The organism is Acidaminococcus sp. BV3L6, from assembly GCF_000468835.1.
Classification (GTDB): Bacteria; Bacillota; Negativicutes; order Acidaminococcales; family Acidaminococcaceae; genus Acidaminococcus; species Acidaminococcus intestini.
Genome location: NZ_AWUR01000008.1, coordinates 151,566 through 175,728, shown reverse-complemented (window position 1 = coordinate 175,728; position 24,163 = coordinate 151,566). Strand labels below are relative to the sequence as shown.

Below are 24,163 nucleotides of genomic sequence, written 5' to 3'. Positions count from 1 at the left end.
TCATGGGAAATGGAGAATGGACCGAGGGCGTTTTTTGCCTTTGTGGCAATGACCTCTTTTTTTTTGACGGGAAGCACTGCGGCTGCAGCAGACGAGCCTATTCAGGAGATTGTTATTACGGCGACGAAGACCAAAAACGACCGCAAGCTGATTCCTCAATCAGTTGATGTATTGACGCAGAAAGACTTTGCCAAATGGGGAGCCCAGACCGTGGAAGATGTCCTGAAACGGGTGCCGAATCTTGACCTGACGCCGACTTCCATGCAGGGTCAGTCGTCACAAGTGACGCACCAGGTGTCGCTGCGCGGCATGGGCAATAAGGGAACACTGATCCTCGTCGATGGGCGGCGGCTAGCCGGTGAAGACGCACCGGAAACAATCAATGGCTACGAATTGCGGCGCATCAACCTTCATGATGTGGACCGCATTGAAGTGCTCCGCGGGGCAGCCTCCGCCCTTTATGGCAGTGATGCTGTAGGCGGCGTAATCCAGATCTTTATGAAAAAGCCCGAGGGGGCATCGTCTTATGCCGGCGTCACGACGGGGTCCAGCGAAACTTCCTTGTATGGCGGCTTGAATACGGATAAGCTGGGAAAACTGAGCCTTGGCATGAGCTACGACCTCACCAAGGTCCGTAAGGATGAAAGTGAAGGCTGGACCAATATGTTTGGGCCCCGACGCCATTTTTCTTTTGAAGGAACCTATGAGATGACGGATGAAGATAGTGTCCGCTTTGGAGCGTCTTTTATGCGCGAATCCCTGCGGCAAAGCGTCCAAAGCCGCGGCACCACTTGGTATGACAATAATCGTCAGGACTATCACTTGGCCTATGAAGGGACGCACGGAAAAAATGAGTACGATCTCAAGGTGTACCACAACCGCTTAGGAAAACACTCTTATTTGGGTGCAGGAACTGGGTACAATTTTGACCGGGCCGAGTATGCGACGAGTGCCGTCGAAGGGCGCGTGACGTACCGCGCCGATGAAAGCCATACCTTTACTTACGGGACAGAATACCGTCATCTAGAGGCGGGCAGCACGCGTTATGGCGGAAGCCGTACGGACCGTTTTCAGAGCGAGGGAGGCCTCACCAAGGGATATAGCGAACGGGGCACGGATCAGTATGCTTTTTACGGTGCCGATGAATGGAAAATCGGGAAGAAACTGCTTTTTGTGCCTAGTATCCGCTGGGACCATCATGAAGACTTTGGCAGTGAGTGGTCACCGCGGGCTGGACTGACCTACCTTATGGATGACCATAACCGTTTCAAGGTGAATTATGGCTTTGCCTACCGTGCACCATCCCTTTTTGAACGCTATGGTGATATGGAAGAAACGCCCGTACCCTATATGACGGTCATCGTCTACGGAAACGAGGACCTGCGCCCCGAAAAGACCCGCACTTTTGATGCCGGTTACGAAGGGGAGTGGGGCAAAGCAAAAGGCCGCGTGACCTACTTTTATAATCAGGCAAGAGACCTTATTGTCAGCAAGGTCATAGGCAGGATCCCGGGCCGCGGCCATATGACGCTCATCAACTCCTATGCAAATGTTGACCGCGCCACCATTCAAGGCATCGAAGGTGACTTCCATTATGACTTTGATGACCATTACGGTATCCGGGCCGCCTATACCTATATGGATGGGCGTGACGACGAAACCCATGAACCGCTTTCGGGGATGGCCCGAGCCACGGGGCTAATGGAAGTTTCCTACACGGATGGTAAGAAAGCCCCCTTTACTGTGAGCCTTGCCGCTAGATGGAACGACCGTTACCGCATCGAAAGCGCCAGGACCGGATTAGCAAGCCTTTATAGCTACAGCACGATGGATCTATCGCTTACTAAACAACTGGGTCGCATGATGGTCTTTGCCGGCATCGATAACCTTTTTGATAAAACGTTCGATACGGACAGTAGCTTTGCCATTCCCGGACGGGTTTGGAAGGTGGGGGCGGAGTGGAAGTTTTAGTTTAGTTTGGTTCGGCGCAAAGATTGCATCAAGTCAAGGTGTTGTGAAAAAACCATAACGCCGACCCTAAACCTAAAGAAAAGAGAGAAAAGCCCCACCTGGACAAAGAGACGCGTTCGGGTGGGAGCTTCAATCTGATTTCTTCTTTCATTCGGAATCAGATGATTCAATAGGTGTTGAAATATTTTCTGCAGATCGAACTGAGCGGAGCGATGTGAAGGCAAAAGCCCGTAAGGCAGGGATAGTACTGGAATGAAACATGGACTTTCTTGCCTTTATATTGCCTTATAACTGCCTTCTTCAGACAAGAAACGCATCCCCGACAACACAATTGGCGCCGGCCTCACAGTTTTTAGCCTGTCGCCATCGGCGGTCTTAGCCAAGCGGAGCGTCTTAGCCAAGGAAGACCCTTTTTCCTATGCTTTCCGCCTCAGCCAGCTGCCGAAGGCAGCCTTAGCGATATAGCATCAAAGCAGGCCTTTTAGCTCGACAGCCAGAGCCGCAGGCTCGTGACAGCCATTTTGGCCAAGCCTGAATAGACAGCTTGACAGCCTTTCTTTTCCCACAGCCTACGGGCCACCCTTGCACGCTGCAATGGTGGCCCGTTCTGCATTTTCTTATAATCTCATTTCCCGCACGCCGTCAAAGAGGACGACGGCTTTATCTTTCTTGAGGTTCTTCATGACATTTTCGTCTTGGCTTTCTGCAAACTTCCCGTCCTTTAAGTCAAGGCGCACAATCTTACTGGGGGCACCGCCGCCGCTTCTCCGGACGATGAGGCTTGTTGGATCTGCCGTAACAATAAGGGGCGTTCTCATGAGGGTGAAGGTCTGCTTTACCTCAAAGGTGCCGTTCCGGAAGGTCCCCCACAGGGCTGAATCACCGCCTGTGCCACTTGTGTAAGGCCCGGAAACAATCGCAAGGACGTCAAGAGTCCCGTCTCCATCCAGGTCAAGGATTTCATAGGCGTATCTTGTATCTTTCCGCTCCGCCTCGTCGATGCCGTAGGTTTTTATGATGGCCCTTTCAAGGGGCGGAAACTTTTTCATGCCGCTTGTTATGCGGCGAATGTCCTCTGGAATCCACTTACCGCCCCATAAAGGCGGTGTAACCGTGTGGCCTCTCTTTTCAGAGGGGGTGACTTCAAGGGCCGACAGTCCATACATTTGGTAGAGCCGAATTCGGGCATTTTCATGGGTCCATTCTGTATAAGTGGCTCCTGCTTCAGACGGAACCGATTGGACCTTTGTCGGAGCACCATAGTACCACGTTAGGACCGGTTCATAGGCAGCGGCCCGGGAATCTTCGAGCTGGACCGTAATGCTCTGCACCTTGCCGTCCCGGTCATAGAGTGTTCCCGCTTCCCGGTTTTCACCAAAGAGGCGGACCGGATAGGTGCGGCCAATTGTAAATGTTCCATCGGCGGAATCAGTGGGCGTGCCGCCACCAAAAAATTCTGCGGCTTCTTTGTCATTTTTTCCTAACAGGGCAAAAAAGTGGGTAAGGGTCCAGCGGGTCCCCGTGTGCCGTAGCGGAGTATAGAGGGCTGCCTCATTTTTTTCAAGTAATGAAGGAAAGGCTTGAGCGGCCCCCATAAACCCCATGGAAAGACAAGTGAGTAGGATAGAGGCAGCAATTTTCTTATTCATAAGATCCTCCTTGTGGAACGAATGAAATGAAGATTCCTGCAGGAACCTATTATTTACGGTGCTTGATACGTATAAACACATAGATAAGGCAGAAGACCCATACCGTATGGGTCCGCGCGTCAGAAGGAAAAAGAAAGGAAGCTCCCAAAATAGCAAGCATGAGATAATCAGATAGATACATAGGCACTCCTTTTGAGGATGGTAAGGACTGGTTTGATAGGTCCATTATAGCATGCTTCTGTTACCGCATCTTAGGGAAATCCCATACAGGTGGTTTTAAGCAAACGATTTATCTAAAATCTAAAATGTCATTCGTATCGATTTGAACATTCATCGTGATGGACTGAAAGAAGAATTTAGTAAGGAGCTTTCTTTTTACACTCCGTCACGGACGGACGAATTCGTGAATTGATTTGAAAAGTATTAGAATTTTCTGCAAAAATGTAAAGAATAATATATGTGATTCGTAGATACTTTTATATATAGTTGATAAAATCAAACTTTATATACTTATTTTGCAATACGTAAATTATAGAAAATGTAAAATAATTGAGAGTTCACAATATTGACGTAAAATTCTGTTCATGATATTCTTTATTCATAAAATATGTTTCGCAATTCCATTTATGGTTGAGTCATTTTATCAATGAGGATGCGTGGGTCCCCTATTGAGCACTGCAAATGATTGCCATATGGGATAATTGTGAAAGCATAGCAGAAAAGGGTTTAAAAAGGAGGCGTTATCATGAAAGTCAAAAAAGTCGTTACCTCAATTTTAGCCATGCTTGTTGCCGGTTCCGTCATTGCCGGCTGCGGCGGTAGCGGCGGGGATAAGAAATCCGCTGATGGTAAGCTTGATCGAAGCAAACAGTTTGTAACCGTGCTGACTGGACCTACGAGCGGGATTTATTTCCCCATTGGAGGTGCATTCTCTAAGGTTGTAGGAGAGATGGGCTATAAGACGTCTTCGACGGCAACAGGTGCAACGGTTGAAAACATCAATGGCATCCTCACTGGAAAAGGTGAACTTGCCATTGCTATGTCGGACTCGGTTATTCAATGCCAAGAAGCATTCGGCGCTTTTGAAGGTAAGAAAAAGGAACCGGATTTGCGCGTTATGATGGGCCTGTGGCCTAACGTTGTCCAGATTGTCACGACTGAAGACACGGGCATCAAGACTTTTGCTGATATCAAAGGCAAGAGAGTCGGTGTTGGTGCCCCAAACTCTGGCGTTGAACTAAATGCCCGTATGATTTTTGAAGCCAATGGCATGAGTTATGATGATGCTAAGGTTGACTACTTGTCCTATGGCGAAGCCATCGATCAGATTAAGAACGGTCAGTGCGACGTTGCTTTTGTAACGAGCGGTCTTGGCAACGCAACCATTAAAGAACTAGGTACGATGAAAAAGATTCGCTTTATCCCTATTGACGGGAAAGCTATTGAAAACTTGACTAAGAAGTACCCGTTCTATATGCCATACAGCATTCCTAAGACTTCCTATGATACCGAAGTCGATACGCCGACGGCTGCTGTTATGAATGTTATGCTTGTTGATAAGAAACTGCCGGATGATGTTGTTTATGACATTCTGACAGGAATTTATTCTGAAAAAGGACTTGCCACCATCGGTGCTTCCCACGCAACGGCAAAACGTGAAATTAAACTGGATACGGGCCTCCGTGGCATTAAGGGAACTCAGCTGATTCTCCATCCGGGTGCTGAAAAGTTCTGGAAGGAAAAAGGAAAGCTCTAATCCAGGATGAAAGGCAAACAAAAAATTGCCTTGTGTTTGGTCTTTCTGCCCCTTGCCATTGGACTTTTGGCCTGGTGGCATTGGGCAAGCCAAACCGTCATGAGAATCAAAAATTATGATACCCAGCACATCTATGTTGAGTTCCCTGCCAAAGCTGGGGATCGTTTATTTTTTGGTTGGATTCATTCACTCGAACATATTCACTGGCATGAGTACTTCCACATCGCTCCGGACCATTCATTGATTCTTGATACCATCTCGTTTCCTGCTTTTGGGGCAGGAATCCCAGAAAATAGAGGGAAGAAAACATGGGTGGATGAGAAGGGCAACATCTTTATGGATGAAATTGACCAGTCATTTCCACGGATTGACTGGATCAACTCCCATTACGCGACACGGAAAATCAAGCTCAATGACGAGCTTATCACCAGTGGCAGACTCCTGCCGGAACATACTCGATTGATTCTTGTAATTGAAGAGAGGGGATTCTTTGATGGAAGATTTGAAGAAAGCATCCACAACCAACCCTACCTCGGCAAGTTCTTTCAGTGATGCACCACTTAATAAGGATGGTGTCATTACCGGTGATATGTCCGAAGAAATGATGGCTAAAACAACGGCCATTATTGAAAAGGTAGATAAGGAATCGGCGACCCGTAAATTTACTGGCGTCATGCAATCGTTCTTTTACATTTTTTGTATCCTTGTTTCGCTTTATCATCTTTATACGGCTATCTTTGGTCCTCCTGTGACTTTGGTGCATCGGAGTCTTCATGTGGCCATGATGACGAGCTTGTGTTTTTTGATGTATCCGATGCGCAAGAAATCCAGTCGGACGAAACCTTCTATTCTTGATTGGATTTTGGCGCTCGCTGCGTTCGCAGTTCCAATCTATATCTATACCGATTATCTCGGTGTCGTGGAACGAGCTGGCCGAGCCAGTCAGACTGATATGATTATGGCTACGCTCCTTGTTGCCCTGGTCCTCGAAGCGACCCGCAGATGCAGTGGGAAGGCTTTGCCTCTTTTGAGTATTGGCTTCATTCTATACGGAATATATGGCCGTGAGTTTCCCGGCATGTTTATGCACCGGGGATACGACTGGCTGAGCCTTTCGAATCATTTCTTTGCCAACACGGAAGGTATCTATGGCACGTCGGTCAACGTTTCGGCAAGCTATATCTTCCTTTTCATTCTTTTTGGCTGCGTGATGACAAAGTCAGGAATGGGTAAATTCTTCAACGATATATCCCTTGCACTCGCTGGTCATACAAAAGGCGGTCCGGCCAAGGTTTCTGTTGTCGCTGCGGGTCTTTTGGGTTCCATCAATGGCAGTGCCGTTGCAAATGTTGTAACGACGGGATCCTTTACCATTCCGCTTATGAAAAAGACCGGTTACAGTGCCGAATTTTCTGGTGCTGTATCGGCCGCGGCTTCTGTCGGCGGCCAGCTCCTTCCGCCAATCATGGGAGCGGCGGCCTTTATCATGGCAGAAATTTTGGGTGTCAAGTATTCAGAAATCATTGTATGGGCAGCCATTCCGGCACTTCTTTACTACATGGGTATTTTAATTCAGGTTCAACTGCGTGCTTCTAAGGATGGGCTTGTAGGTGTCCCTAAATCACAACTGCCTAAAGCTATGGAAGTATTGAAAGCACAGGGCCATTTGATTATTCCCATTCTGTTCCTTCTGTATATGCTCTTTTTCTCAGGTTCTACCGTTGTTTATGCTGCCGTTCTGACAATTGGTGTTACGATTGTCGTTGCAGCTGTGAAAAAAGCAACGCGAATGAGCCTTAAACAAATTGTTGATGCTTTAGCCGATGGAGCTAAACAGACCGTCAGTGTGGCAATGGCTTGTGCTTGTGTCGGTATTGTCGTTGGCGTGTCCTCCAAGACTGGTTTTGGCCTGACCATGGCAAATACCATTATCAGTTTGGGCCAGACATCCATTCTCTTTACCCTCGTCTTTACCATGGTGACGTGCATGATCCTCGGCATGGGGCTTCCTTCCATTCCGTCCTACATCATCACGTCCTCCATTGCAGCACCGGCACTGTTTAAGCTGGGGATCCCGAACGCATCGGCCCATATGTTCAGCTTCTACTTTGCCATGTTTGCAAACCTCACGCCCCCTGTTGCCCTGGCTGCCTTTGCGGCAGCTGGCGTTTCTGGCGGCAATCCCATGAAGACGGGGTGGACAAGCGTACGTCTTGCTATTGCAGGCTTTATCATTCCGTACATCTTTGTGCTGTCCCCACAGCTCATGCTCATTAATACGACCCTTGTAGAAGGGCTTCTGACAACGGCGACGGCAGCACTTGGTGTATTCCTTCTAGCAGTTGCCTGTGAAGGCTACGTCTATGCACCGGTTGCTCTCCCTCTTCGAGTAGTGGCCCTTGCTGGGGCATTGTGCCTCATGATTCCGGGCTTCCAGACCGATATCGTTGGTGCGGCTGTACTTGTGGGTCTGATTTTGATTCAGAAAAAGAAAAAAGCCGGTCTGAAATCAGCTGCGTGATAAGATTGGAGAAAGACTTCCCTATAAATGCGTAGGGAAGTCTTTTTGATATCATCAATGACCTAATGGGGAAGACCTTACGGAAGCATGAGTGAAGTACTGTGGATGCAGAAATAGAAGCCTATTCCTGTTGGCTTTCTTTTAAAATTCTTGGAAGATTCATCAGAAAATCTGAATGATACAAGAATATTCTGTCATCTCTTTATGTTATACTTTGAGGGGAAGGAATGCTTGGGAGGTGTCATGATATGATGGATGCGCTAAAGAAAATGCTTGATGAATACAGGATTCCTCCTGTTATTGAAATCAAAACGAAATTTGATAAAACTCGTCTGCCTAAGGCAGAAGAGGTCCTTTTGGCGCGCCTTCAAGAGAAAAAACTCCCCATACGGCCAGACATGCGAATCGCTATTACAGGTGGAAGTCGCGGTATTGCGGATTATCCTGCCGTGATGAGGGCTGCGGTCCGTTATATCAAGGCATGTGGGGCTGTCCCCTTTATCGTTCCTGCCATGGGAAGCCATGGCGGGGCCACTGCAGAAGGTCAGGTTGAGGTCTTAAAGCATCTTGGCATTACGGAAGAGACCGTGGGTGCTCCAATCTATTCAAGTATGGATGTCGTTGAGATTGCCCGAACGGAACTGGGACTTCCTGTTTATTTGGACCGGATTGCATCGGAGGCAGATGGCATCCTGCTGCTCAATCGGGTAAAGACTCATACATCCATTTATGGTGCCTATCAGAGTGGTCTTGTCAAGATGATGGCTATTGGACTGGCTAAACACAAAGGAGCAGCGATGACCCACAGCCTTGGTACGGATTATCTGAACGATAACATGGCAAGGGTGGGGCTTCTGGCTCTTAAAACCGCTAAAGTCGTTGGCGGGATTGCGGTCATAGAAAATGGTTACGATGAACTCGCTGATGTCTATGCCCTCAGAAAAGAAGAAATCCCAACAGAAGAACCCAAAATCCTGGAACGGGCCAAGAAAATGGTCCCGCGCATTCCCTTTGACGCGATGGACGTGCTGATTTGCTGTGAGCTAGGAAAAAATATATCAGGGACCGGGATGGACCCTGCAATTGTGGGAAGACCCATCAATAATCGGCCCAATGTTGGACCTGATGTGACGGAGCTGGGGATTCTCTCCATTACGCCTCAATCCGAAGGCAATGGCAATGGAATCGGCATGGGAAACTTTATTTCCCGGCGCGTTCGGGATGAACTTGATGAATCCATGACGGTCATTAATGCTTTGACGGGAATGAAGCCCTTTACGGCTATGATTCCGCCGACGATGGAAACGGACGAACTTGTTTTTAAAGCCTGTATCAAGGCCGCAGGAAGAATTGCCCCGGAAGATCTTCGCATGGCGATTATCCGCAATACAGGGAACCTCGAACGAATCTGGGTATCAAAAGCCCTTGCAAAAGAACTCGAACCAGAGCGAGGATCCTTGGTAGGGGATTATTTCCCTGTTCCTTTTGAAGGTAATGGTGCCCTCAAACATTTTTGGAAATAATAAGAGGTCACTTTACACGAAAGTATTGGATAACAAAAAGATGGAAACAACAGTATGTGAAGTGCTGTTGCTTCCATCTTTTTTGTTGTTACTTTTTTGATTCGCGTACAAATTTTTTCGGTGACATTCCAATTTTATTGGTAAAGGTTCGAATGAAATGCGGATAGCTCTTAAATCCTACCGCAGCTGCTACATCCCGTACCATCATGGTATTTTCTTTCAAGAGGACACAAGCTTTTTGCAGACGGAGCATTGTCATATAGTCGCCAATGGAAATCCCCGTATGATCCTTGAAAATCTTGCAGAGACGGGATTTGCTGACATAAAGGTGGGTGGCGATATCGTCAAGATGGATGGACTCCAGGTAATGGGCCGAAATATAGGTGATGGTATCCATAATGGTGCGGTCGCGCGTTTCGATTTCGGCTGTTTCGTCTGTCTTGCAATCGTGCAGTTTCCTTGCCACAGCAAGCAGAAATTTTTCTAGCAAAAGGGTGCGATAGATATCTTCCCCAAATTGGGGGCGTACAGGAGCAATCAAGTCCTCCATAAGACTCGAAAATTTAATGAGGTCATGCTGAGAAAGCATGATATGGTGGGGAACATTTTCAAATAGCTTTTTTAGATTAGTTTCCGGTGTGGACATCTTTTCAAGGAAACCAACAGGAAAGCGTAAAGCATAACGATCTGTATGATCCTTGACTGAACTGAATAAATAATGGATTTCAAAGGGTCGGATGATGATCAGACTGCCCGTTTCGAGGGGATAACGGGTATCTTGGACCAGAAAGCTGCCATTATGATTCAGACTGAGATAAATTTCCATTTCATCATGGAGCTGTGGAACGGAATAAACGATAGAGGATCCAAAATAGGCGTAATAAGGAAGCTTACCCAAGAAAATCGCCTTCTTTAATTTGCATTTATTCTTGCCTTTAAGGTGAATATTAACAAATTAAATCAATATAATCAATATAAATTGACTAGAACTTAAATATTTCCTAGGATGAAAGAGGAGATTGTGATCACAACTGCAGAAAACTGAATATTACGAGTCCTTTGAATTTTTACGGAGACATATTGAAGGAGGCGCAAATATGTCCGAGACTACACTATGTATCGTAATTGTCGCAGTTACGATGGTCTTATTCATCACGAGGGCGTTCCCTATGGCGGTTACGGCCGTCCTTTGCTCACTGGCAATGGGAATCATGCTCCCCAGTGTCAAGTTATCTGCCATCTATTCGGGATTTGGCAGTGCTCCTGTCTGTATGATTGCCGGGATGATGATTGTTGGAGACGCTATTTTTCAAACCGGCGTGGCTCAAAAGATGGGGGTTGCCATTGGAAAACTAAGGATTGTGCAGAATGAAAGGATCTTTACTGTTGTTGTGGTGACCATCTGTACCTTCATGTCTGCTTTCATGAGTGATTCTGGATGCATTGCCATGTGGATGCCAATCATAGCAGCGGTCGCGGCTGGTTCGAGAGGAAAAATCCGTTCCAAGATGGTCATTATGCCCGCCGGAATTGCCTGCATTGTTGGTGGGGCAACGACCCTTGTTGGGTCAACTTCACAGAATACAGCCAACAGTTTCCTCATGCAGACAGCAGGGTATGAGATGGGAATGGGGGTTTTTGATGTTACACGCATCATGTGGATCGTTGATATTGTCATGGTCCTTTACTTTGCAACGATTGGGTATACCATTACTAAAAAGACCCTAAAGCCAGGGTCCCCTCATTTTGATGATGGAAACCAATATGCAGCAGCGCCCTGTGATGAACTCGATGGGGTCGGAATTCCTCAGGTTCCTAAGAAAAAGCAGGTCATCTCGGTCTTTACGTTGGGAATTTGCATTGTGGGATTTATCCTTTGTGGTTTCAGGCCCTTCAGTGCCTATTTGAATATTGCAAATGTTGCCCTGATTGGCGCGACGATCCTTTTTATGACCAAAACGATTTCTTTTGAGAAAACCTTGCATGAACTCAATTGGGGTGTCCTTCTGACTGTCGGCGCCATTACCACTTTGGGAACGGGATTGGAAAAGACCGGAGCCGGAGAGCTGATTGCCAGTAGTATCCTTAATTTTTTCGGAGGTGAAAATGCTTCCTTGACGGTCGTCATTTGTGTGATGTTTGTCTTAGGAAGTTTCTTGACCTTATTTATGCAGAATGTTTCGGTTTCGGCGATGCTTGCACCTATTTATATTCCTTTGGCACTCAAGATGGGGCTCAGTCCTGTACCGTTTATCATTCTCATAGCTGTGGCGTCTAATATGGCCATTGCAACCCCAATCGGGACGCCTGTAAATATGCAGATACTCCCCGCTGGGTATAAATTTAGTGATTACGTTAAAATTGGGGGGCCCTTATGGCTGTTATTCATGATTGTGGTTTGCCTAACAGCGCCTTCCCTGCTATTTTAGAAAGGAACCTTGAATAAGGAGGAAAAAGAAGAATGGAACAATACGATGTCATTGTCATTGGCGCAGGGGTCGTAGGAAGCGCCATTGCAAGGGAACTATCCCGATATGAACTAAAAACAGCCGTTCTTGAAAAGGAACTGGATGTGGCGACAGGAAACTCCAGCCGCAACACGGGCATGCTTCACGGTGGGTTTACGTATAAACTGGGGACGCTGCGGGCCCAGTGTTCCGTAGAAGGCAATCAGGAATTCGATAAAGTGGCTTCCGAACTGGGTGTGCCTTTTAAGAGAACGGGAAAATTGGTTGTTGGATTTACCGAACATGACCGCCAAAATATCCTGCGCTTTAAGGCCAACGGGGAAGCAAACGGCGTCAAAGGTATGCGTATGGTCGATGCTGACGAAATGCATCGCATTGAACCTAACGCAGGCGGCAATTTTGCCATGTATGTTCCTAGTTCCGGAATCTTGGATCCTTTCCAGTACACCATTGGACTTGCTGAAAATGCCTGCCATAATGGCGTTCATTTCTACTTCGGATCCCGTGTCACGGGCATTAAGCAGATTGCTAAGGATACACCCGACATGGCTCTTCTTATCAAGCGAAATCCTTCCATATCAGGGAAAGAAGACTTGTATGAGGTAACGACAGAACGGGCCATTTTCCTTGCAAGATGGGTCATTAACAGCGCCGGTGCCTATGCCAACAAGATCGGCCAAATGATGGGCTATCCGCATGTTCCTCAGTATGGATGCAAAGGAGAGTATTACGTCCTTGATAAAAAGGCCGGCCAGTTTCTCAAGATCCCTGTCTATCCAGCTCCAAATGACCAAGGGGGATTCGTGACGCACGCAACGCCTACGGTGGATGGCAATATTCTCGTAGGACCTGATTGGTATGATACGGAAGGCCCCGAGGATTATGCAAACCAGAAGCAGAGTTTGGATAAACTTTTTACTGATGGAAAAAAGATGTTCCCCAAGATGGCGCGCCCTTATTTCATCCGTAATTTTGTGGGAATCCGGTGGCGCAACTGTAATCCGACAACAAAGGAAGCTCTGGATTTCCGGATTGATACAAATGCAGGGATCCCCCATACCATCAGCCTTGTAGGAATCGAGTCTCCTGGTGTCACGGCGGCAACACCGCTGGCTCGCCGCGTGGCAGCCATTCTCCTTGGTACGGAAGAAAATGAAGGAACCCGCATCAAGAAAAAAGCGGCTTTCGATCCAATCCGCAAACCGATTCCGCGTTTTGCTGAAATGACCTTGGAAGAACGGGTGGAAGCGATCAGAGAAGATCCAAACTATGGACAGATCTTTTGCCGCTGTGAAAACGTGACCAAGGCTGAGGTCTTGGCGGCTCTTCATAATCCTTTGGGAGTCCACACAGTGACGGGAATCAAGAACCGGACCCGATCCATGATGGGAAGATGCCAGGGCGGTTATTGCCAGACGCGCATTACGGAACTCATCGAAAAGGAACTGGGGCTTTCTCCGGAAGATCTTCGTTACCAGCGTGAAGGCGGCTGGATCTTTACAGGAACAGTTCGGAATGAAGCCGGGAAATGAGAGGGAGCAGATGGAAATGAAAGCGGAAAAAGCTAAGGTGCTGCATACGGATGTCGTCATTGTCGGCGGCGGCCCAGCTGGTCTTGCAGCGGCGGTCCAGCTCTATGATGAAGGAATTACGGATCTTTTGATCCTTGAACGGGAACATGCCTTGGGCGGCATACTCAAACAGTGTATCCATGATGGATTTGGCCTCACACGGTTTGGAGAATCGTTAAGCGGTCCTGAATATGCAGCCCGTTTTATCAAGGAAGTGGAAAAACGGAAGATCCCTTATGTGACGGATACGACGGTCATTAACGTGACACCTGATCATGAGGTGCAGGCAGCCCATGAATCGGGCATGATCATTGCTAAAGCAAAAGCGGTTGTCCTCACTATGGGCTGCCGGGAACGGACAAGAGGAGCCCTTGCTATTCCGGGAACCCGCCCGGCTGGTGTCATTACGGCAGGCGTGGCCCAGGCCTATATCAATCTTCAAAACCGGATGCCTGGCAAAGAAGTGGTGATCCTAGGGTCCGGGGATATTGGCCTTATCATGGCTCGCCGCCTTACCCTTGAAGGAGCGCATGTCATCGGCGTCTACGAGATCAACCCCATCCCGAGCGGCCTTCCCCGCAATATTGAGCAGTGTCTCCACGATTATGACATTCCCCTGCACTTGGGATACACCATATCAGATATCAAGGGAACGGATCGTGTGACGAGCGTTGTCGTATCCAAAGTGGATAAAAAGCTTCAAGTGATTGAAGGAACAGAAGAGGAAATCCCTTGTGACACCCTTGTCCTTTCTGTTGGATTGATCCCGGAAAATGAACTGACCTTGGGTGCAGGCGCTGTTCTTACCCCGGCTACGAGTGGGGCCATTGTCGATGAATACTTTGAAACGACCGTACCGGGAATCTTTGCCGCAGGCAACGTCCTACATGTTCATGACTTGGTTGATTTTGTCTCCCTGGAAGCAGAAGCTATGGCCCGGGGAATCAAGCGCTACCTGGAAGGAAGCCGCTATGAGGCTGTCATTGACGTCAAAACGGGCCGTAATGTGGGACACACGGTTCCTCAAAAGCTTACAGGAAAAGAAGATGTAACCCTTTCCCTTCGTGTACGGGGCCCTCAGAAAAATGCCAAAATTACGGTTCGCCAAGGGAATCATGTTGTTGCCCAAAAGCTTGTAAAAAATGCCCTGCCGGCAAATATGATTGAACTGCCCATTAAGAGTAACCAGATTATTGGAACAGCGTCCTTGGAGGTGAGCGTTGATGAATAAGGAGTTAACCTGTATTGTCTGCCCCAATGGCTGTGACCTGCATATCGCCTATGAAAAAAGCGCAGAAACCATTGAGGTCCTTTCCGTTGAGGGGGCGCTATGTAAGCGGGGGGAAACCTATGCTCGGCAGGAGCTCATTGCCCCCAAACGCAGTATTGCTAGCTCTGTCCTTGTTGAAGGTGGAGAATTGCCGCTCGTGAGTGTAAGAACTAAAGGCGTGATTCCTAAAAACATGATTTTCCCCGTGATGAAAGAAATCCGGAAGACGGTGGTGAAGGCTCCTGTCGAAGAAGGAAGTGTGCTTATTCCAGATGTACTGGGGCTTGGCATTGACGTGATTGCAACTAAGCGGGTGGAAAAGAAGCAAGGATAACAAATGGCCCTCTCCTACAGAAATGCAGGAGAGAGCCATTTTTAGTAGAATCAGATGATCTTCGTCAAAAGGTTGCCTTCATCGTCAAATTCCATATATTCAGGCGTATCTAGGGCTTCCAGTCCTTCATATTTGCCTTCTGCGACATCAGCATAATAGGCTTCGGAAAGCATGATGGTTCCGATATGGAGACTGTTGGGAATCCGGATGACACGGGCATGTACCTTATCAACCCCATTTAACGTGCGGATGCAGAACTGGATGCTTTCCTTGTCCGTTGCCATGATGATAGGAAGCTCTGCCGAACGGATGACCGTGTTGGTAATGGTGTTGGGATACATCATCTGCAGGTCAATCTTGTCAAAGAGGCGCTTAGATATACAGCTTGCGAGGCCCGTCCCGAGGGCGTTGCCATGAGAAGCTTCCGTTAGATCAAGAAAACATGTCCGCTGCACGTTGACGCCGCCATGGGCATAAGGCGTGGAGAAGGTTCCTGTAATGTTGGGGTCAACGCCGGTGCCGCTGTAATTCTTCCCAATCTCGTCGACGATGAGTACATCGCATTCACCAACGATGAGACGGGGCATATTGCCAAAGGCTTCTTTAAGAAGCCCCGGTTCCTCCGTTAGGATGTCATCCCGATGAACCGCTGCAATTCTAGCTGTTTCGTCGTAAGCATTTTCAATGGTACAGACGCCCATGAGAATGGGGGCTTTATCGAGAATGACTTTGGCGTTTGCTGGAAGATTCTTGGCAATGACGCCCATGCCGTCGCTGTGGACGCTTTCGGCGCCTTCCTGTTTGCCGAGGCCAACAACCATCATCTTGCAGAACCCGCTTTCATAGGGGCCGCGAAAGGCATTGTGGGGCTTTACGCGGCAGGAGACGATGATGCCGTCGGAATGATAGGCAATCTTGTCTAGGTAAACAGGTTTTCCCAGCTCGCTTGTTCCCAAAAGGACGGTTTCCATGGAGGAGCGGATAGGGCAACCCATGCTTTCTTCCGTAATGTTGTAGCCTTCAAGGATCTGGAGCTGTCCTTCTGCTGTCGCCCCGCCGTGGCTTCCCATGGCAGGGACGATAAAGGGATGAGCACCCTTTTTCTTTACGAAATCAACAATAGCTTTAGTGATGACGTCGACATTGGCAATGCCGCGGCTGCCTGCCGTGATGGCAATGTTCATACCTGGTTTGATGAGTGAAGCTACACGTTCGCCTTCCATGGCTTGCCAAACGGCAGCGGGGATATCTTCCCGTTTGATGAGAGGCCGGGGAAAGCTTTGCTTTGCCCGGAACATCTTTGGGATAGGCACGCCTTCAAGCAGTTTTGAAACAACACCGCCTCTAACAATTTCCATTATTTTTCCTCCTTGTGTTTCCTGCACGTAGGGTAAATCCGGTAGCGGACACAAACTGGTCCAGTTCTTTTTCAAAATAAGTTAGCAGTTCCTTACGGACGGGATCGAGATCCCGATGGGTTACCTTATACGTCACGCGGCGCGGTGGCGGCGTAGTCAGTTCGTAGAGAAATAGGCCTAAGCGATCCAAGATTCCAGAGTCCTTGAGATAGAGGGCAAAGGCTTCTGGAATAATGCTCCACGTTTCTTTTCCCAAAAGGGAAAGCAGGGCTTGGGATGTGTCCACCGTGGCAAGGGGACTTGCCGATGAACCGAAAACTTCTTGATGCCAGGGCTCAAAATCTGGTGACCAGTCAGCAAGCAGCTCTTGACCAGGTGGGAGAGTGGTTGGATCAATAGGCTGGGGATGATTTCCAAAATCTCCAACAACATAGTGTTCTTCGGAAAAAAGGGGATCTGTTACAAGAAGGGGACTGCGCCGCTTCCTTACGACCAGAGCCACGTCAAGTTGATGGGCTTCCAGGGAATCATAGAGTTTAAAGGATGGGCTTGTTGTGTAAAAGAGGTGGAGCGGGGAAGAGCCCCCTTTGTCATTGAGCAGTCTTTTGTAAAACGGGCTCATGACCATGCTGATGGATTCTATACTGCCGATACGCAGCATCTGGGACCGTCTTCCTAGGTGAAACCCCTTGATGGAACGGGATAGGTGCATCCAATCCTCGGCAAGAGGGATAAACTCCAACCCTGCTTCAGTAAGGTGAAAATTCCGTTTCCCTCGGCTGCGGCAAACGAGGATATTTCCCAATTCTTCTTCTAGCTGATGGAGACGATGACTCAACGTGGATTGGGAAATGGTGAGCTTTTCGGCAGCCGTGGAAAAACTGTTGCATTGGGCAAGCGTCAAAAAAGTACGAATCAAATCAGTATCCATGGCACCTCCTGGGAAATTAATTTTAAAGATAATATATCATGATATTATCTAAAATTCAAATTAAATATATTGGATTGTGAGGCAAGAAGGATTGATGTAATCGATGCATTGCAAAAATCTCTCTATGATGAAACAAAAGCCTGGCAGCTCCTGATAGGTTGGAGTGCACAGGCTTTTGTTTACTTATTGGAAGTCAGCTTGACAATAGACGCAGCGACCATCTTTAAATGTCATTTGAGGTACAAGAACATGATGGCCAATGAAGGTATGACCATTGCAATCTTCATAGGGGACTTGTTTTCTTTTATCTTTAAAAATTACAAGATCTGCAGGCGTACCGACCTTCAGCGTTCCTAATTCAGGATGGCCAATGAGATGTGCTGGTTTCTTTGTTGCTGTTAAGAGCACACTTTCTAAACTCATCCCGAAATCTACATATTTTGAGAGAATGCGGGGAAGGGAATGAAGGGGTTGAAGAAACCAACTGGATGCATTGTTATCGGAACTGATGATGTCTGGCACAAAACCTTCTTGGACTGCTTTTTGAGCCACGACGAGATCGAAATTGCTTCTTCCATTACAGGCATCAAAGAGGACGCCGCGCCGGCGCGCTTCCCATAAGCCTTTGAGAACATGGCCATCTTTGTCTAGACAGGTATGTTTACCCTTTCCGTGGAAAATATGGCAGATGACATCGCCAGGACGGAGATACGATGCAAGTTCGTCAAGGGGAATGGGAGAATCGGTGACGTGAACCACAACACGGGTACCAATGCAATCCGCAATTTCAATGGTCTTTTTTAAGGAAATACGAGCCATTCCTGCAGAGAGAATATTTTTTGACAGTCTTGTTTTCAGTCCAACAAGGTTATGACCATACCTCTTGAATAGTGACATAATCTTTTCTTCATCAAAATATTTGGGGTCTAGATTCTCTGGATATCGGTTATTGGATTGACCACCGGAGGCGACGAGCAGACAGTTAAGAATCCGTACGTCAGACATCGATATAATGGTCTTGTAGTAAAGTTCATAGCCACCCGCACCTGTTGTGCCTGCATCCACTGCTGTTGTAATACCAGTGCAGAATGAAGTCGCGTCTGGATTCACACCATTTTCACTGCCGCCTTCGTAGTAGTGGGTGTGATAATCAATGAGACCTGGCGTAATGAGACAATCTTTGGCATCGATGATACGATAGTTTTTCGATTTGTGAGGGAGTGGCGTCTCCGCAATCTTTCCACCTATGATAGCAAGATTGGAATGAATCCAAGTGCCTGTTTCTGTATCCAAGAAAACTCCATTCTTGATGAGAAAATTCATAAAGTACATCCTTTCTAAAAGCCTTGATGGCAGGCATCAAGGCTTTTGTAAATTACTGCTTTTTGGTTTGTGCAATTGCGTCCATGAGTTGGTCAACAATTTCATTACCTACATCGCGCCGGACCATTTGCTGTACGACTTTGCCTTTTTGGCGAATTTCTTCTACGACAGAGGGATCCAGCGTAATAATCTGATCACCTGCGTCAATGCAAATCTGTTTATATTCTTTGATGCTGGCATCCGCTTTGGTATTGCCATACGCAGTAGCGGCCGCAGCGCATTCATCGACAAGCTGACGGACATTTTCAGGCAGAGAGTTATAAACATCCTTGTTCATGAAGAAGGTGATGATGTGCCCGATATGATTGGTTTCGATTACATATTTCTGCACTTCCTGAACATTGTTTCCTACAATGTTCATATAAGGGTTTTCCTGTCCGTCAATGGTTCCTTGCTGCAGTCCCATGAATACTTCTGTGAACTGCATCGGTGTTGCTGCTGCACCTAGGGCATCCCAATAAGCAAGATGGTAAGGATTGGTCATAACGCGGATTTTTTGCCCTTTCAGATCATCCAGTTTTCTTACGATCTTGTTTGTTGTGAGTTGACGGAATCCAGCATCAGAGTAACCAAGCATTTGGATGCCGCCCGCATTGCAATACTGGTTCATGATGTTAGGAAAATTCCCGTTGAGGACGGCTCTCATTTGTTTTACATCATCAAATAGGTTTGGCATGTCAAAGACGGCATATTGGGGGATAAAATCAACAAGGTCTGTTGTCATTCCTGTCCCGATGTCTATTGAACCACTGACCACAGCTTCCGTAAATTCCGTTGTGTTGCCCAGCTGACCGCTTGGATAGATATTAACCGTGATCTTACCGCCGGATTTTTGGTGAATTAAATACGCAAATTCAGAGACCATCTTATAGTTGATAGATGAGTCAGCAACAGTCATGGCGGCTCTCCAATGGTATTCTGCAGGAATCGACGCAGGGTCCAAGGCTTTGATGTTTTTTCCATAAAAATCGGCATCAGCATCCAAAGCAGGTGTTGTCGTTGCTGCAACTTTTGCAGTATCTTTGGAGAGGGCACTGACAAGCCCCATAGAAATCCCTGGAACAGCGGTAATTAGACCTAGGGAAATCAGGAATGTAACGAGGAAGGGAACGACGGAACGGGCAAGTCTCAGCATAGGAATTTTTGTCATGCCGGATGCAACAAAAAGATTGATTCCCATGGGAGGAGTAACCATACCAATAGCTAGGTTGCAGGTCATGATGATCCCAAAATGAATCGGGTCAACACCTAAGGCCGTAGCGACTGGAACCATGATTGGAGTTAAAATCATGATATTTGGAATGTTGTCGATGAACATGCCGCATACAAGCATGACAAGGTTCATGATGAGAAGGACTGCATACTTATTGTCCGAAAGGGCAAGAACCCCTTGGCTGATGGTCTGAGGATAACGGAGCAGCGTCAATACCTTTGCAAAAGCGGCTGCTGCAGCGATGACGAAAAGAATATTGACGTATGTCTTGGCACCTTCCATAAAAACATGTCCAAGGTCCTTGATAGAAAGTGTTCGATAGACACAGATGCACACAAAAAGACCGTAGAAAACGCTGATTACAGCAGCTTCAGTAGGACTGCAGATGCCTGTATAAATCGTTCCCAAAATGATGACCGGTGTCATAAGAGCAAAGAAGCTGTCTTTAAAGAGCTTCCATAATCCGTCTTTGTGGAGCTTGGCATAGCTTTCCTGAAGTTTTTGTTTATCTTCACCATGCTTCTTGCAGTAAATGTAGCAATAAACCATGAGGGCAACGCCAATGAGGATGCCCGGAATGATTCCGGCAATGAAGAGTTTTGAGGGAGAACAGTTGGCGATGGAAGCGTAGACAATGTAAGATATGGACGGTGGAATGATGACTCCAAGTCCACCTGCAACTGTCACAATTGAAGTTGCAAAGATCTTGTCGTATCCTTTGGCTACGAGAAATGGAATTGTCATGGATCCTACAGCAGAAACTGTAGCTGGGGAGGATCCGGAAATAGCCGCATAGAACATACAGGTAACGACGACAGCGCAGGGAAATCCTGCCGTTTTATTGCCGATAAAATAACCAAAGAAATTGAAGAGTTTCTTCGAAATACCGCCCCTTGCCATAATCATACCGGAGACCATGAACATAGGCACGGCTAGAAGGGTGAAGCTGTTTAGCCCCGAAAACATGGCACGGGCAACATCACTTACACCAAAGGAAAAGGCTTGATTTGCTAAATGGGGCAACATGGAGAGAAAGGAAAAAACGCCTCCAATGGGAAGTGCCGCGATGATAAGCACGAATAGAACTAGAAAGAAAATCCCGATACCCATTAGTTCATCTCCTCCTTCTCATTTTCCATATCGTTTCCGTTGTCTGCTTCTGTTTGCGCTTTTCCTGTAAAGAGACGATATAGAAGCTGAAGGTAACGAACCATTCCAAGTGCAAGGCCTAAGGCCATGAAACGGTACAGCGAAGCGACTGGAATCCGGAGTGCAGGACTGGCCTGATGAATCAAATCAGCTTTTCCTATCAGTTCAATGGTTCCTTGAAAAAGAAACCAAATAATCCCCATCATGACAAGGGTGATGAGAATTTCAATATACTTTTGAATTGATTCAGGGAGCAGTCTTGTAAAGGTATCTACCTTTAGACTGACCCCTCTCCGAATGGCGCAAGGTAGGCAGAAGAATGCTGACAGTGCAAGCAGGTAGCAACATACCTCATCTGACCAAGTCAAGGCATGGTGGAATCCATAGCGCATGACAACATTTGCAAAGGACAGTACGCACATGACAGCGAGCATGATTGCCAAAATCAGGAGCTCGAAATTTCGGTCAAGCCAGTGTAATACTTTCATGATAAAACCCCTTTCTTTACCTTTTCCTAGGGAGATGAAATAAAAAAATATTCCGATAACTCTTGCGATTCATTTTACTGGCTTGACGAAATGAAATGAAGGTGATAATAATTTATTTTATAAGTAGAAAAACTACTATTAAGGAGGATCCTCCATGGATATCAAGATGCTGGATTACGTCGTCATGATTGCCAAGTGTGAGAGCATTTCCAAAGCCGCTGAGAAACTTTATTTAACGCAGTCCGGTCTCAACCAGCAATTACTGAAGCTGGAACGCAATCTTGGAATCAAGCTCTTTGAGCGGGATCATCATCATTTTCGGATTACTGATGCAGGAAAAATTTATGTGCGCAATGCAATGGAAATCCTCCGAATACAGCGTAATACCCTTATGCAGCTAAGTGATCTCAAGAATAATATCCATGCTGAAATTTCCATAGGTCTTACCCATGAACATGGAATTGATCTTTTTACGGCTGTCTATCCTATTTTTCGTCATCATTACCCTTATCTTCGATGCAAATTGGCAGAACATATTGTACGTGATCAATATCAGCTCATCGAAGAGGGGGAACTTGATATTGGGATTGTCTTGACCAATATTAACACTGCAAAATGTTTTCCAGATTTGGTCTTTCATGAAGTTTATCAGGAAGATTTGCTATTGGGGATTCCAATGACCCATCCTATGGCTAAAAATGCCGTACCTATTGGAACTGCCCAGCCGCTCCGAGTCACCGATATCCATCTATTTAAAGATGAGCCATTTTCTCTTATTTTTGAGGATTCTACCATGCGCAAGGAAGTTATTGATCCTATGTTTGAGGAAAATCAACTGCATCCTATCATTATGCTTGAAACGGCAATCAATACAGCACTCACACAAATTGTGGGTAAGGGGCTTTCCTGTACAATCCTCCCGCATTCTCGTGTCTTATCTAGTCCATATCGCGATGATTGTGCATGGTTTCGCCTGCTTGATAATCCCGTGTGGAGTGTCTCTATCGTCCACAGGAAAGACTATAAACTCAGCAAATCAATATATGATCTTATCCGTTTGATGGATCAGTATGGTCAAAAATTAGAAAAGATATTTTTAACTGAAAGTCCTGGCTATCTAAAATAATGCATATTAAAAGACCTTTCGAGAATGGCAGATCAAACTCGAAAGGTCTTTTCCATATCTATGTGAGGGTAGATATGGGTGAGGGATTGCCTCATATCTATAAGATATCAAAATGTGCAGAAAAGTGCAAATAAGACTTATCATGATAAAAATATCATTCTACTACTATAATATAGGAAATAAGCAATAATATAATCAGTTTTTCTAAGAAAAAGAATTGATTTTTATAAGTTTTATTTCGACTAGATGCATGATAAAATAAAAACTGTAAAGAATAGACAGATTTTTCAGAGTCTAGGTACTATTCAAATCGGCTTATTGTGGTGGAATTGTCCACCATGAGGGAATATTCTTATAGGAGAGGATACGTATGAAAAAGAAAGGTTTGATTGCGGGTGTTCTGTGTGCGCTTACTCTCTTGGCGGCCGGTTGCGGCGGCGCTAAGGATGAGAAAAAGAGCGCAAATGGCGGTGAATGGAAGCCAAAAGGTGCCATCTCTATAGTCATTCCTGCCGGTGCAGGGGGAGATACGGATCTTTCTGCCCGTGTTTTTGCAAAATTTGCTAAAGAAAAAACGGGATATGACTTTGTCGTCGTTAACGCCAAAGGTGCTGCAGGTTCTGTTGCTTCGAACCAGGTCCGTGCAGCAAAACCGGATGGTACAACTGTTCTTTATGGCCATGAACTTGTCAATGTGGCAAATGTTGCTGGCGTAACAGATTTCAACTACAGTGCTTTTAAACTGGGGCCTTCCTTTGCTATGGAACCTGCCCAACAGTTTTATGTCCTGAATGGCAAATACAAGGATCTTAAAGACTTCATTGCTCAGGCAAAAGCCAATCCTGGTAAATTGAAAGCCTGCACAGAAGTTGGTGCTTATACTTACTACGAACTGCTTGCCTTCGAAAAAGCTGCTGATATTAAGCTTGATCTTGTTGATGCAGGATCTAATGCCGATAAAATCACGGCCATGCTTTCCGGCCAGATTGATTTGATGCCTGGTGCTTATGTTAATACGAAGGACTATGTCTCTTCTGGTAAATTCACGATGCTTGGTGCACCTACCGATAAAAGATATGACCTGATCAAAAATTTCCCAACTTTGAAGGAACAAGGTGTTGATCTTGTGTATCCGAACCAAACCTTTAAGTTCTATTTCCCGAAGGATACGCCTGACAATGTTATTGCTTGGTTTGATAAGCTGACTAAAGAACTTCTTGATGACGCTAACGTCAAAAAAGCTTTGGATAACCTGAGCATCATGCCACAGTATAAGAGCCCGGCCGATACTGAAAAAACGGAAAAAGAAACGTATGAAACCCTGAAGAAAATTGCTGATGAGCTTGGCAAGAAATAAATTTTTACGGTAAAGGTGATTCCATAAGTTCGGTAAAAAAGATGCTGCCTTGAAAAGTAGCATCTTTTTTATCAAATAAGAGAGAACCGAAATAG

General features: G+C 46.5%; 18 protein-coding genes and 1 pseudogene. 11 read left to right on the top strand and 8 right to left on the bottom strand.

Annotation, left to right across the window (positions count from 1 at the left end):
* The first annotated feature begins 48 nt into the window (after window positions 1–48).
* A complete protein-coding gene (locus HMPREF1246_RS02530; RefSeq protein ID WP_226828459.1) occupies window positions 49–1,971 on the top strand; it encodes a TonB-dependent siderophore receptor in 1,923 nt (640 codons plus the stop codon).
* 617 nt (window positions 1,972–2,588) lie between these two features.
* Here HMPREF1246_RS02530 and HMPREF1246_RS02525 read toward each other — a convergent pair.
* Window positions 2,589–3,620, bottom strand: coding sequence for a hypothetical protein (locus HMPREF1246_RS02525; RefSeq protein ID WP_009014953.1), 1,032 nt, complete (start codon window positions 3,618–3,620; stop codon window positions 2,589–2,591).
* Window positions 3,621–4,365: 745 nt separating this feature from the next.
* Here HMPREF1246_RS02525 and HMPREF1246_RS02520 point away from each other — a divergent pair.
* From HMPREF1246_RS02520 to HMPREF1246_RS02505, 4 genes are all read left to right on the top strand, one after another.
* Window positions 4,366–5,376 (top strand): TAXI family TRAP transporter solute-binding subunit, encoded by a 1,011-nt coding sequence (locus HMPREF1246_RS02520; RefSeq protein ID WP_009014952.1) that lies wholly within the window; start codon window positions 4,366–4,368, stop codon window positions 5,374–5,376.
* Window positions 5,377–5,382: 6 nt separating this feature from the next.
* Window positions 5,383–5,928, top strand: a complete 546-nt coding sequence (locus HMPREF1246_RS02515; RefSeq protein ID WP_009014951.1) for a DUF1850 domain-containing protein — start codon at window positions 5,383–5,385, stop codon at window positions 5,926–5,928.
* On the top strand, window positions 5,870–7,897 hold the full coding sequence (locus tag HMPREF1246_RS02510) for a TRAP transporter permease (RefSeq protein ID WP_035224175.1): 2,028 nt from the start codon (window positions 5,870–5,872) through the stop codon (window positions 7,895–7,897). The genes HMPREF1246_RS02515 and HMPREF1246_RS02510 overlap by 59 nt, the downstream gene beginning before the upstream one ends.
* 248 nt (window positions 7,898–8,145) lie before the next feature.
* Window positions 8,146–9,420, top strand: coding sequence for a DUF362 domain-containing protein (locus HMPREF1246_RS02505; protein ID WP_021736595.1), 1,275 nt, complete (start codon window positions 8,146–8,148; stop codon window positions 9,418–9,420).
* Window positions 9,421–9,508: 88 nt separating this feature from the next.
* On the opposite strand, the gene HMPREF1246_RS02500 is transcribed toward HMPREF1246_RS02505, so the two are convergent.
* Window positions 9,509–10,318 (bottom strand): AraC family transcriptional regulator, encoded by an 810-nt coding sequence (locus HMPREF1246_RS02500; protein ID WP_009014948.1) that lies wholly within the window; start codon window positions 10,316–10,318, stop codon window positions 9,509–9,511.
* A 199-nt stretch (window positions 10,319–10,517) separates the two neighbouring features.
* Between HMPREF1246_RS02500 and HMPREF1246_RS02495 the strand changes: the two genes are divergently transcribed.
* Genes HMPREF1246_RS02495 through HMPREF1246_RS02480 form a run of 4 tightly spaced genes read left to right on the top strand, consistent with a single transcriptional unit; the run spans window position 10,518 to window position 15,063 of the window.
* Entirely contained in the window at window positions 10,518–11,849 is a 1,332-nt protein-coding gene (locus HMPREF1246_RS02495; RefSeq protein WP_021736527.1) for an SLC13 family permease, read from the top strand.
* Between the two features lie 32 nt (window positions 11,850–11,881).
* Entirely contained in the window at window positions 11,882–13,420 is a 1,539-nt protein-coding gene (locus tag HMPREF1246_RS02490; RefSeq protein WP_009014946.1) for an NAD(P)/FAD-dependent oxidoreductase, read from the top strand.
* 10 nt (window positions 13,421–13,430) lie between these two features.
* Window positions 13,431–14,690, top strand: a complete 1,260-nt coding sequence (locus tag HMPREF1246_RS02485) for an NAD(P)/FAD-dependent oxidoreductase (RefSeq protein ID WP_021736604.1) — start codon at window positions 13,431–13,433, stop codon at window positions 14,688–14,690.
* Entirely contained in the window at window positions 14,683–15,063 is a 381-nt protein-coding gene (locus tag HMPREF1246_RS02480; RefSeq protein ID WP_009014944.1) for a DUF1667 domain-containing protein, read from the top strand. Before HMPREF1246_RS02485 ends, HMPREF1246_RS02480 begins: the two co-directional genes overlap by 8 nt.
* A gap of 50 nt (window positions 15,064–15,113) precedes the next feature.
* Here HMPREF1246_RS02480 and HMPREF1246_RS02475 read toward each other — a convergent pair whose 3' ends face one another.
* The 6 genes and pseudogenes from HMPREF1246_RS02475 to HMPREF1246_RS02455 all read right to left on the bottom strand — a co-directional run bounded on the left by HMPREF1246_RS02475 (window position 15,114) and on the right by HMPREF1246_RS02455 (window position 21,585).
* Window positions 15,114–16,421, bottom strand: a complete 1,308-nt coding sequence (locus tag HMPREF1246_RS02475) for a lactate racemase domain-containing protein (RefSeq protein WP_009014943.1) — start codon at window positions 16,419–16,421, stop codon at window positions 15,114–15,116.
* Window positions 16,408–17,352, bottom strand: coding sequence for a LysR family transcriptional regulator (locus tag HMPREF1246_RS02470; RefSeq protein WP_021736557.1), 945 nt, complete (start codon window positions 17,350–17,352; stop codon window positions 16,408–16,410). Before HMPREF1246_RS02470 ends, HMPREF1246_RS02475 begins: the two co-directional genes overlap by 14 nt.
* Before the next feature lie 183 nt (window positions 17,353–17,535).
* Window positions 17,536–18,675, bottom strand: a complete 1,140-nt coding sequence (locus tag HMPREF1246_RS02465; protein ID WP_021736603.1) for a metallo-dependent hydrolase — start codon at window positions 18,673–18,675, stop codon at window positions 17,536–17,538.
* 52 nt (window positions 18,676–18,727) lie between these two features.
* A complete protein-coding gene (locus tag HMPREF1246_RS11045) occupies window positions 18,728–19,633 on the bottom strand; it encodes a TRAP transporter substrate-binding protein (protein ID WP_369794610.1) in 906 nt (301 codons plus the stop codon).
* 141 nt (window positions 19,634–19,774) lie between these two features.
* Window positions 19,775–21,058: pseudogene (locus HMPREF1246_RS11040) on the bottom strand (TRAP transporter large permease); the annotation flags it as partial.
* Entirely contained in the window at window positions 21,058–21,585 is a 528-nt protein-coding gene (locus HMPREF1246_RS02455) for a TRAP transporter small permease (RefSeq protein WP_009014939.1), read from the bottom strand. The gene HMPREF1246_RS02455 and the pseudogene HMPREF1246_RS11040, both read right to left, overlap by 1 nt.
* Window positions 21,586–21,739: 154 nt before the next feature.
* On the opposite strand from HMPREF1246_RS02455, the gene HMPREF1246_RS02450 reads away from it, so the two are divergent.
* Window positions 21,740–22,711, top strand: coding sequence for a LysR family transcriptional regulator (locus HMPREF1246_RS02450; RefSeq protein WP_016459998.1), 972 nt, complete (start codon window positions 21,740–21,742; stop codon window positions 22,709–22,711).
* Between the two features lie 370 nt (window positions 22,712–23,081).
* The gene (locus HMPREF1246_RS02445) at window positions 23,082–24,068 is read left to right on the top strand and encodes a tripartite tricarboxylate transporter substrate binding protein (RefSeq protein ID WP_021736574.1); all 987 of its coding nucleotides are present in this window, start codon (window positions 23,082–23,084) and stop codon (window positions 24,066–24,068) included.
* Window positions 24,069–24,163: the final 95 nt, after the last annotated feature.

Excerpts from the sequence above, each read along its gene's own strand:
- HMPREF1246_RS02495 (WP_021736527.1), top strand. The coding sequence starts at position 10,518 with ATGTCCGAGACTACACTATGTATCGTAATTGTCGCAGTTACGATGGTC.
- HMPREF1246_RS02505 (WP_021736595.1), top strand. The coding sequence starts at position 8,146 with ATGATGGATGCGCTAAAGAAAATGCTTGATGAATACAGGATTCCTCCT.
- HMPREF1246_RS02525 (WP_009014953.1), bottom strand. The coding sequence starts at position 3,620 with ATGAATAAGAAAATTGCTGCCTCTATCCTACTCACTTGTCTTTCCATG.
- HMPREF1246_RS02485 (WP_021736604.1), top strand. The coding sequence starts at position 13,431 with ATGGAAATGAAAGCGGAAAAAGCTAAGGTGCTGCATACGGATGTCGTC.
- HMPREF1246_RS02465 (WP_021736603.1), bottom strand. The coding sequence starts at position 18,675 with ATGAATTTTCTCATCAAGAATGGAGTTTTCTTGGATACAGAAACAGGC.
- HMPREF1246_RS02455 (WP_009014939.1), bottom strand. The coding sequence starts at position 21,585 with ATGAAAGTATTACACTGGCTTGACCGAAATTTCGAGCTCCTGATTTTG.
- HMPREF1246_RS02515 (WP_009014951.1), top strand. The coding sequence starts at position 5,383 with ATGAAAGGCAAACAAAAAATTGCCTTGTGTTTGGTCTTTCTGCCCCTT.
- HMPREF1246_RS11045 (WP_369794610.1), bottom strand. The coding sequence starts at position 19,633 with ATGACTGTTGCTGACTCATCTATCAACTATAAGATGGTCTCTGAATTT.
- HMPREF1246_RS02510 (WP_035224175.1), top strand. The coding sequence starts at position 5,870 with ATGGAAGATTTGAAGAAAGCATCCACAACCAACCCTACCTCGGCAAGT.
- HMPREF1246_RS02470 (WP_021736557.1), bottom strand. The coding sequence starts at position 17,352 with ATGGATACTGATTTGATTCGTACTTTTTTGACGCTTGCCCAATGCAAC.
- HMPREF1246_RS02475 (WP_009014943.1), bottom strand. The coding sequence starts at position 16,421 with ATGGAAATTGTTAGAGGCGGTGTTGTTTCAAAACTGCTTGAAGGCGTG.
- HMPREF1246_RS02530 (WP_226828459.1), top strand. The coding sequence starts at position 49 with ATGACCTCTTTTTTTTTGACGGGAAGCACTGCGGCTGCAGCAGACGAG.
- HMPREF1246_RS02445 (WP_021736574.1), top strand. The coding sequence starts at position 23,082 with ATGAAAAAGAAAGGTTTGATTGCGGGTGTTCTGTGTGCGCTTACTCTC.
- HMPREF1246_RS02450 (WP_016459998.1), top strand. The coding sequence starts at position 21,740 with ATGGATATCAAGATGCTGGATTACGTCGTCATGATTGCCAAGTGTGAG.
- HMPREF1246_RS02490 (WP_009014946.1), top strand. The coding sequence starts at position 11,882 with ATGGAACAATACGATGTCATTGTCATTGGCGCAGGGGTCGTAGGAAGC.
- HMPREF1246_RS02480 (WP_009014944.1), top strand. The coding sequence starts at position 14,683 with ATGAATAAGGAGTTAACCTGTATTGTCTGCCCCAATGGCTGTGACCTG.
- HMPREF1246_RS02520 (WP_009014952.1), top strand. The coding sequence starts at position 4,366 with ATGAAAGTCAAAAAAGTCGTTACCTCAATTTTAGCCATGCTTGTTGCC.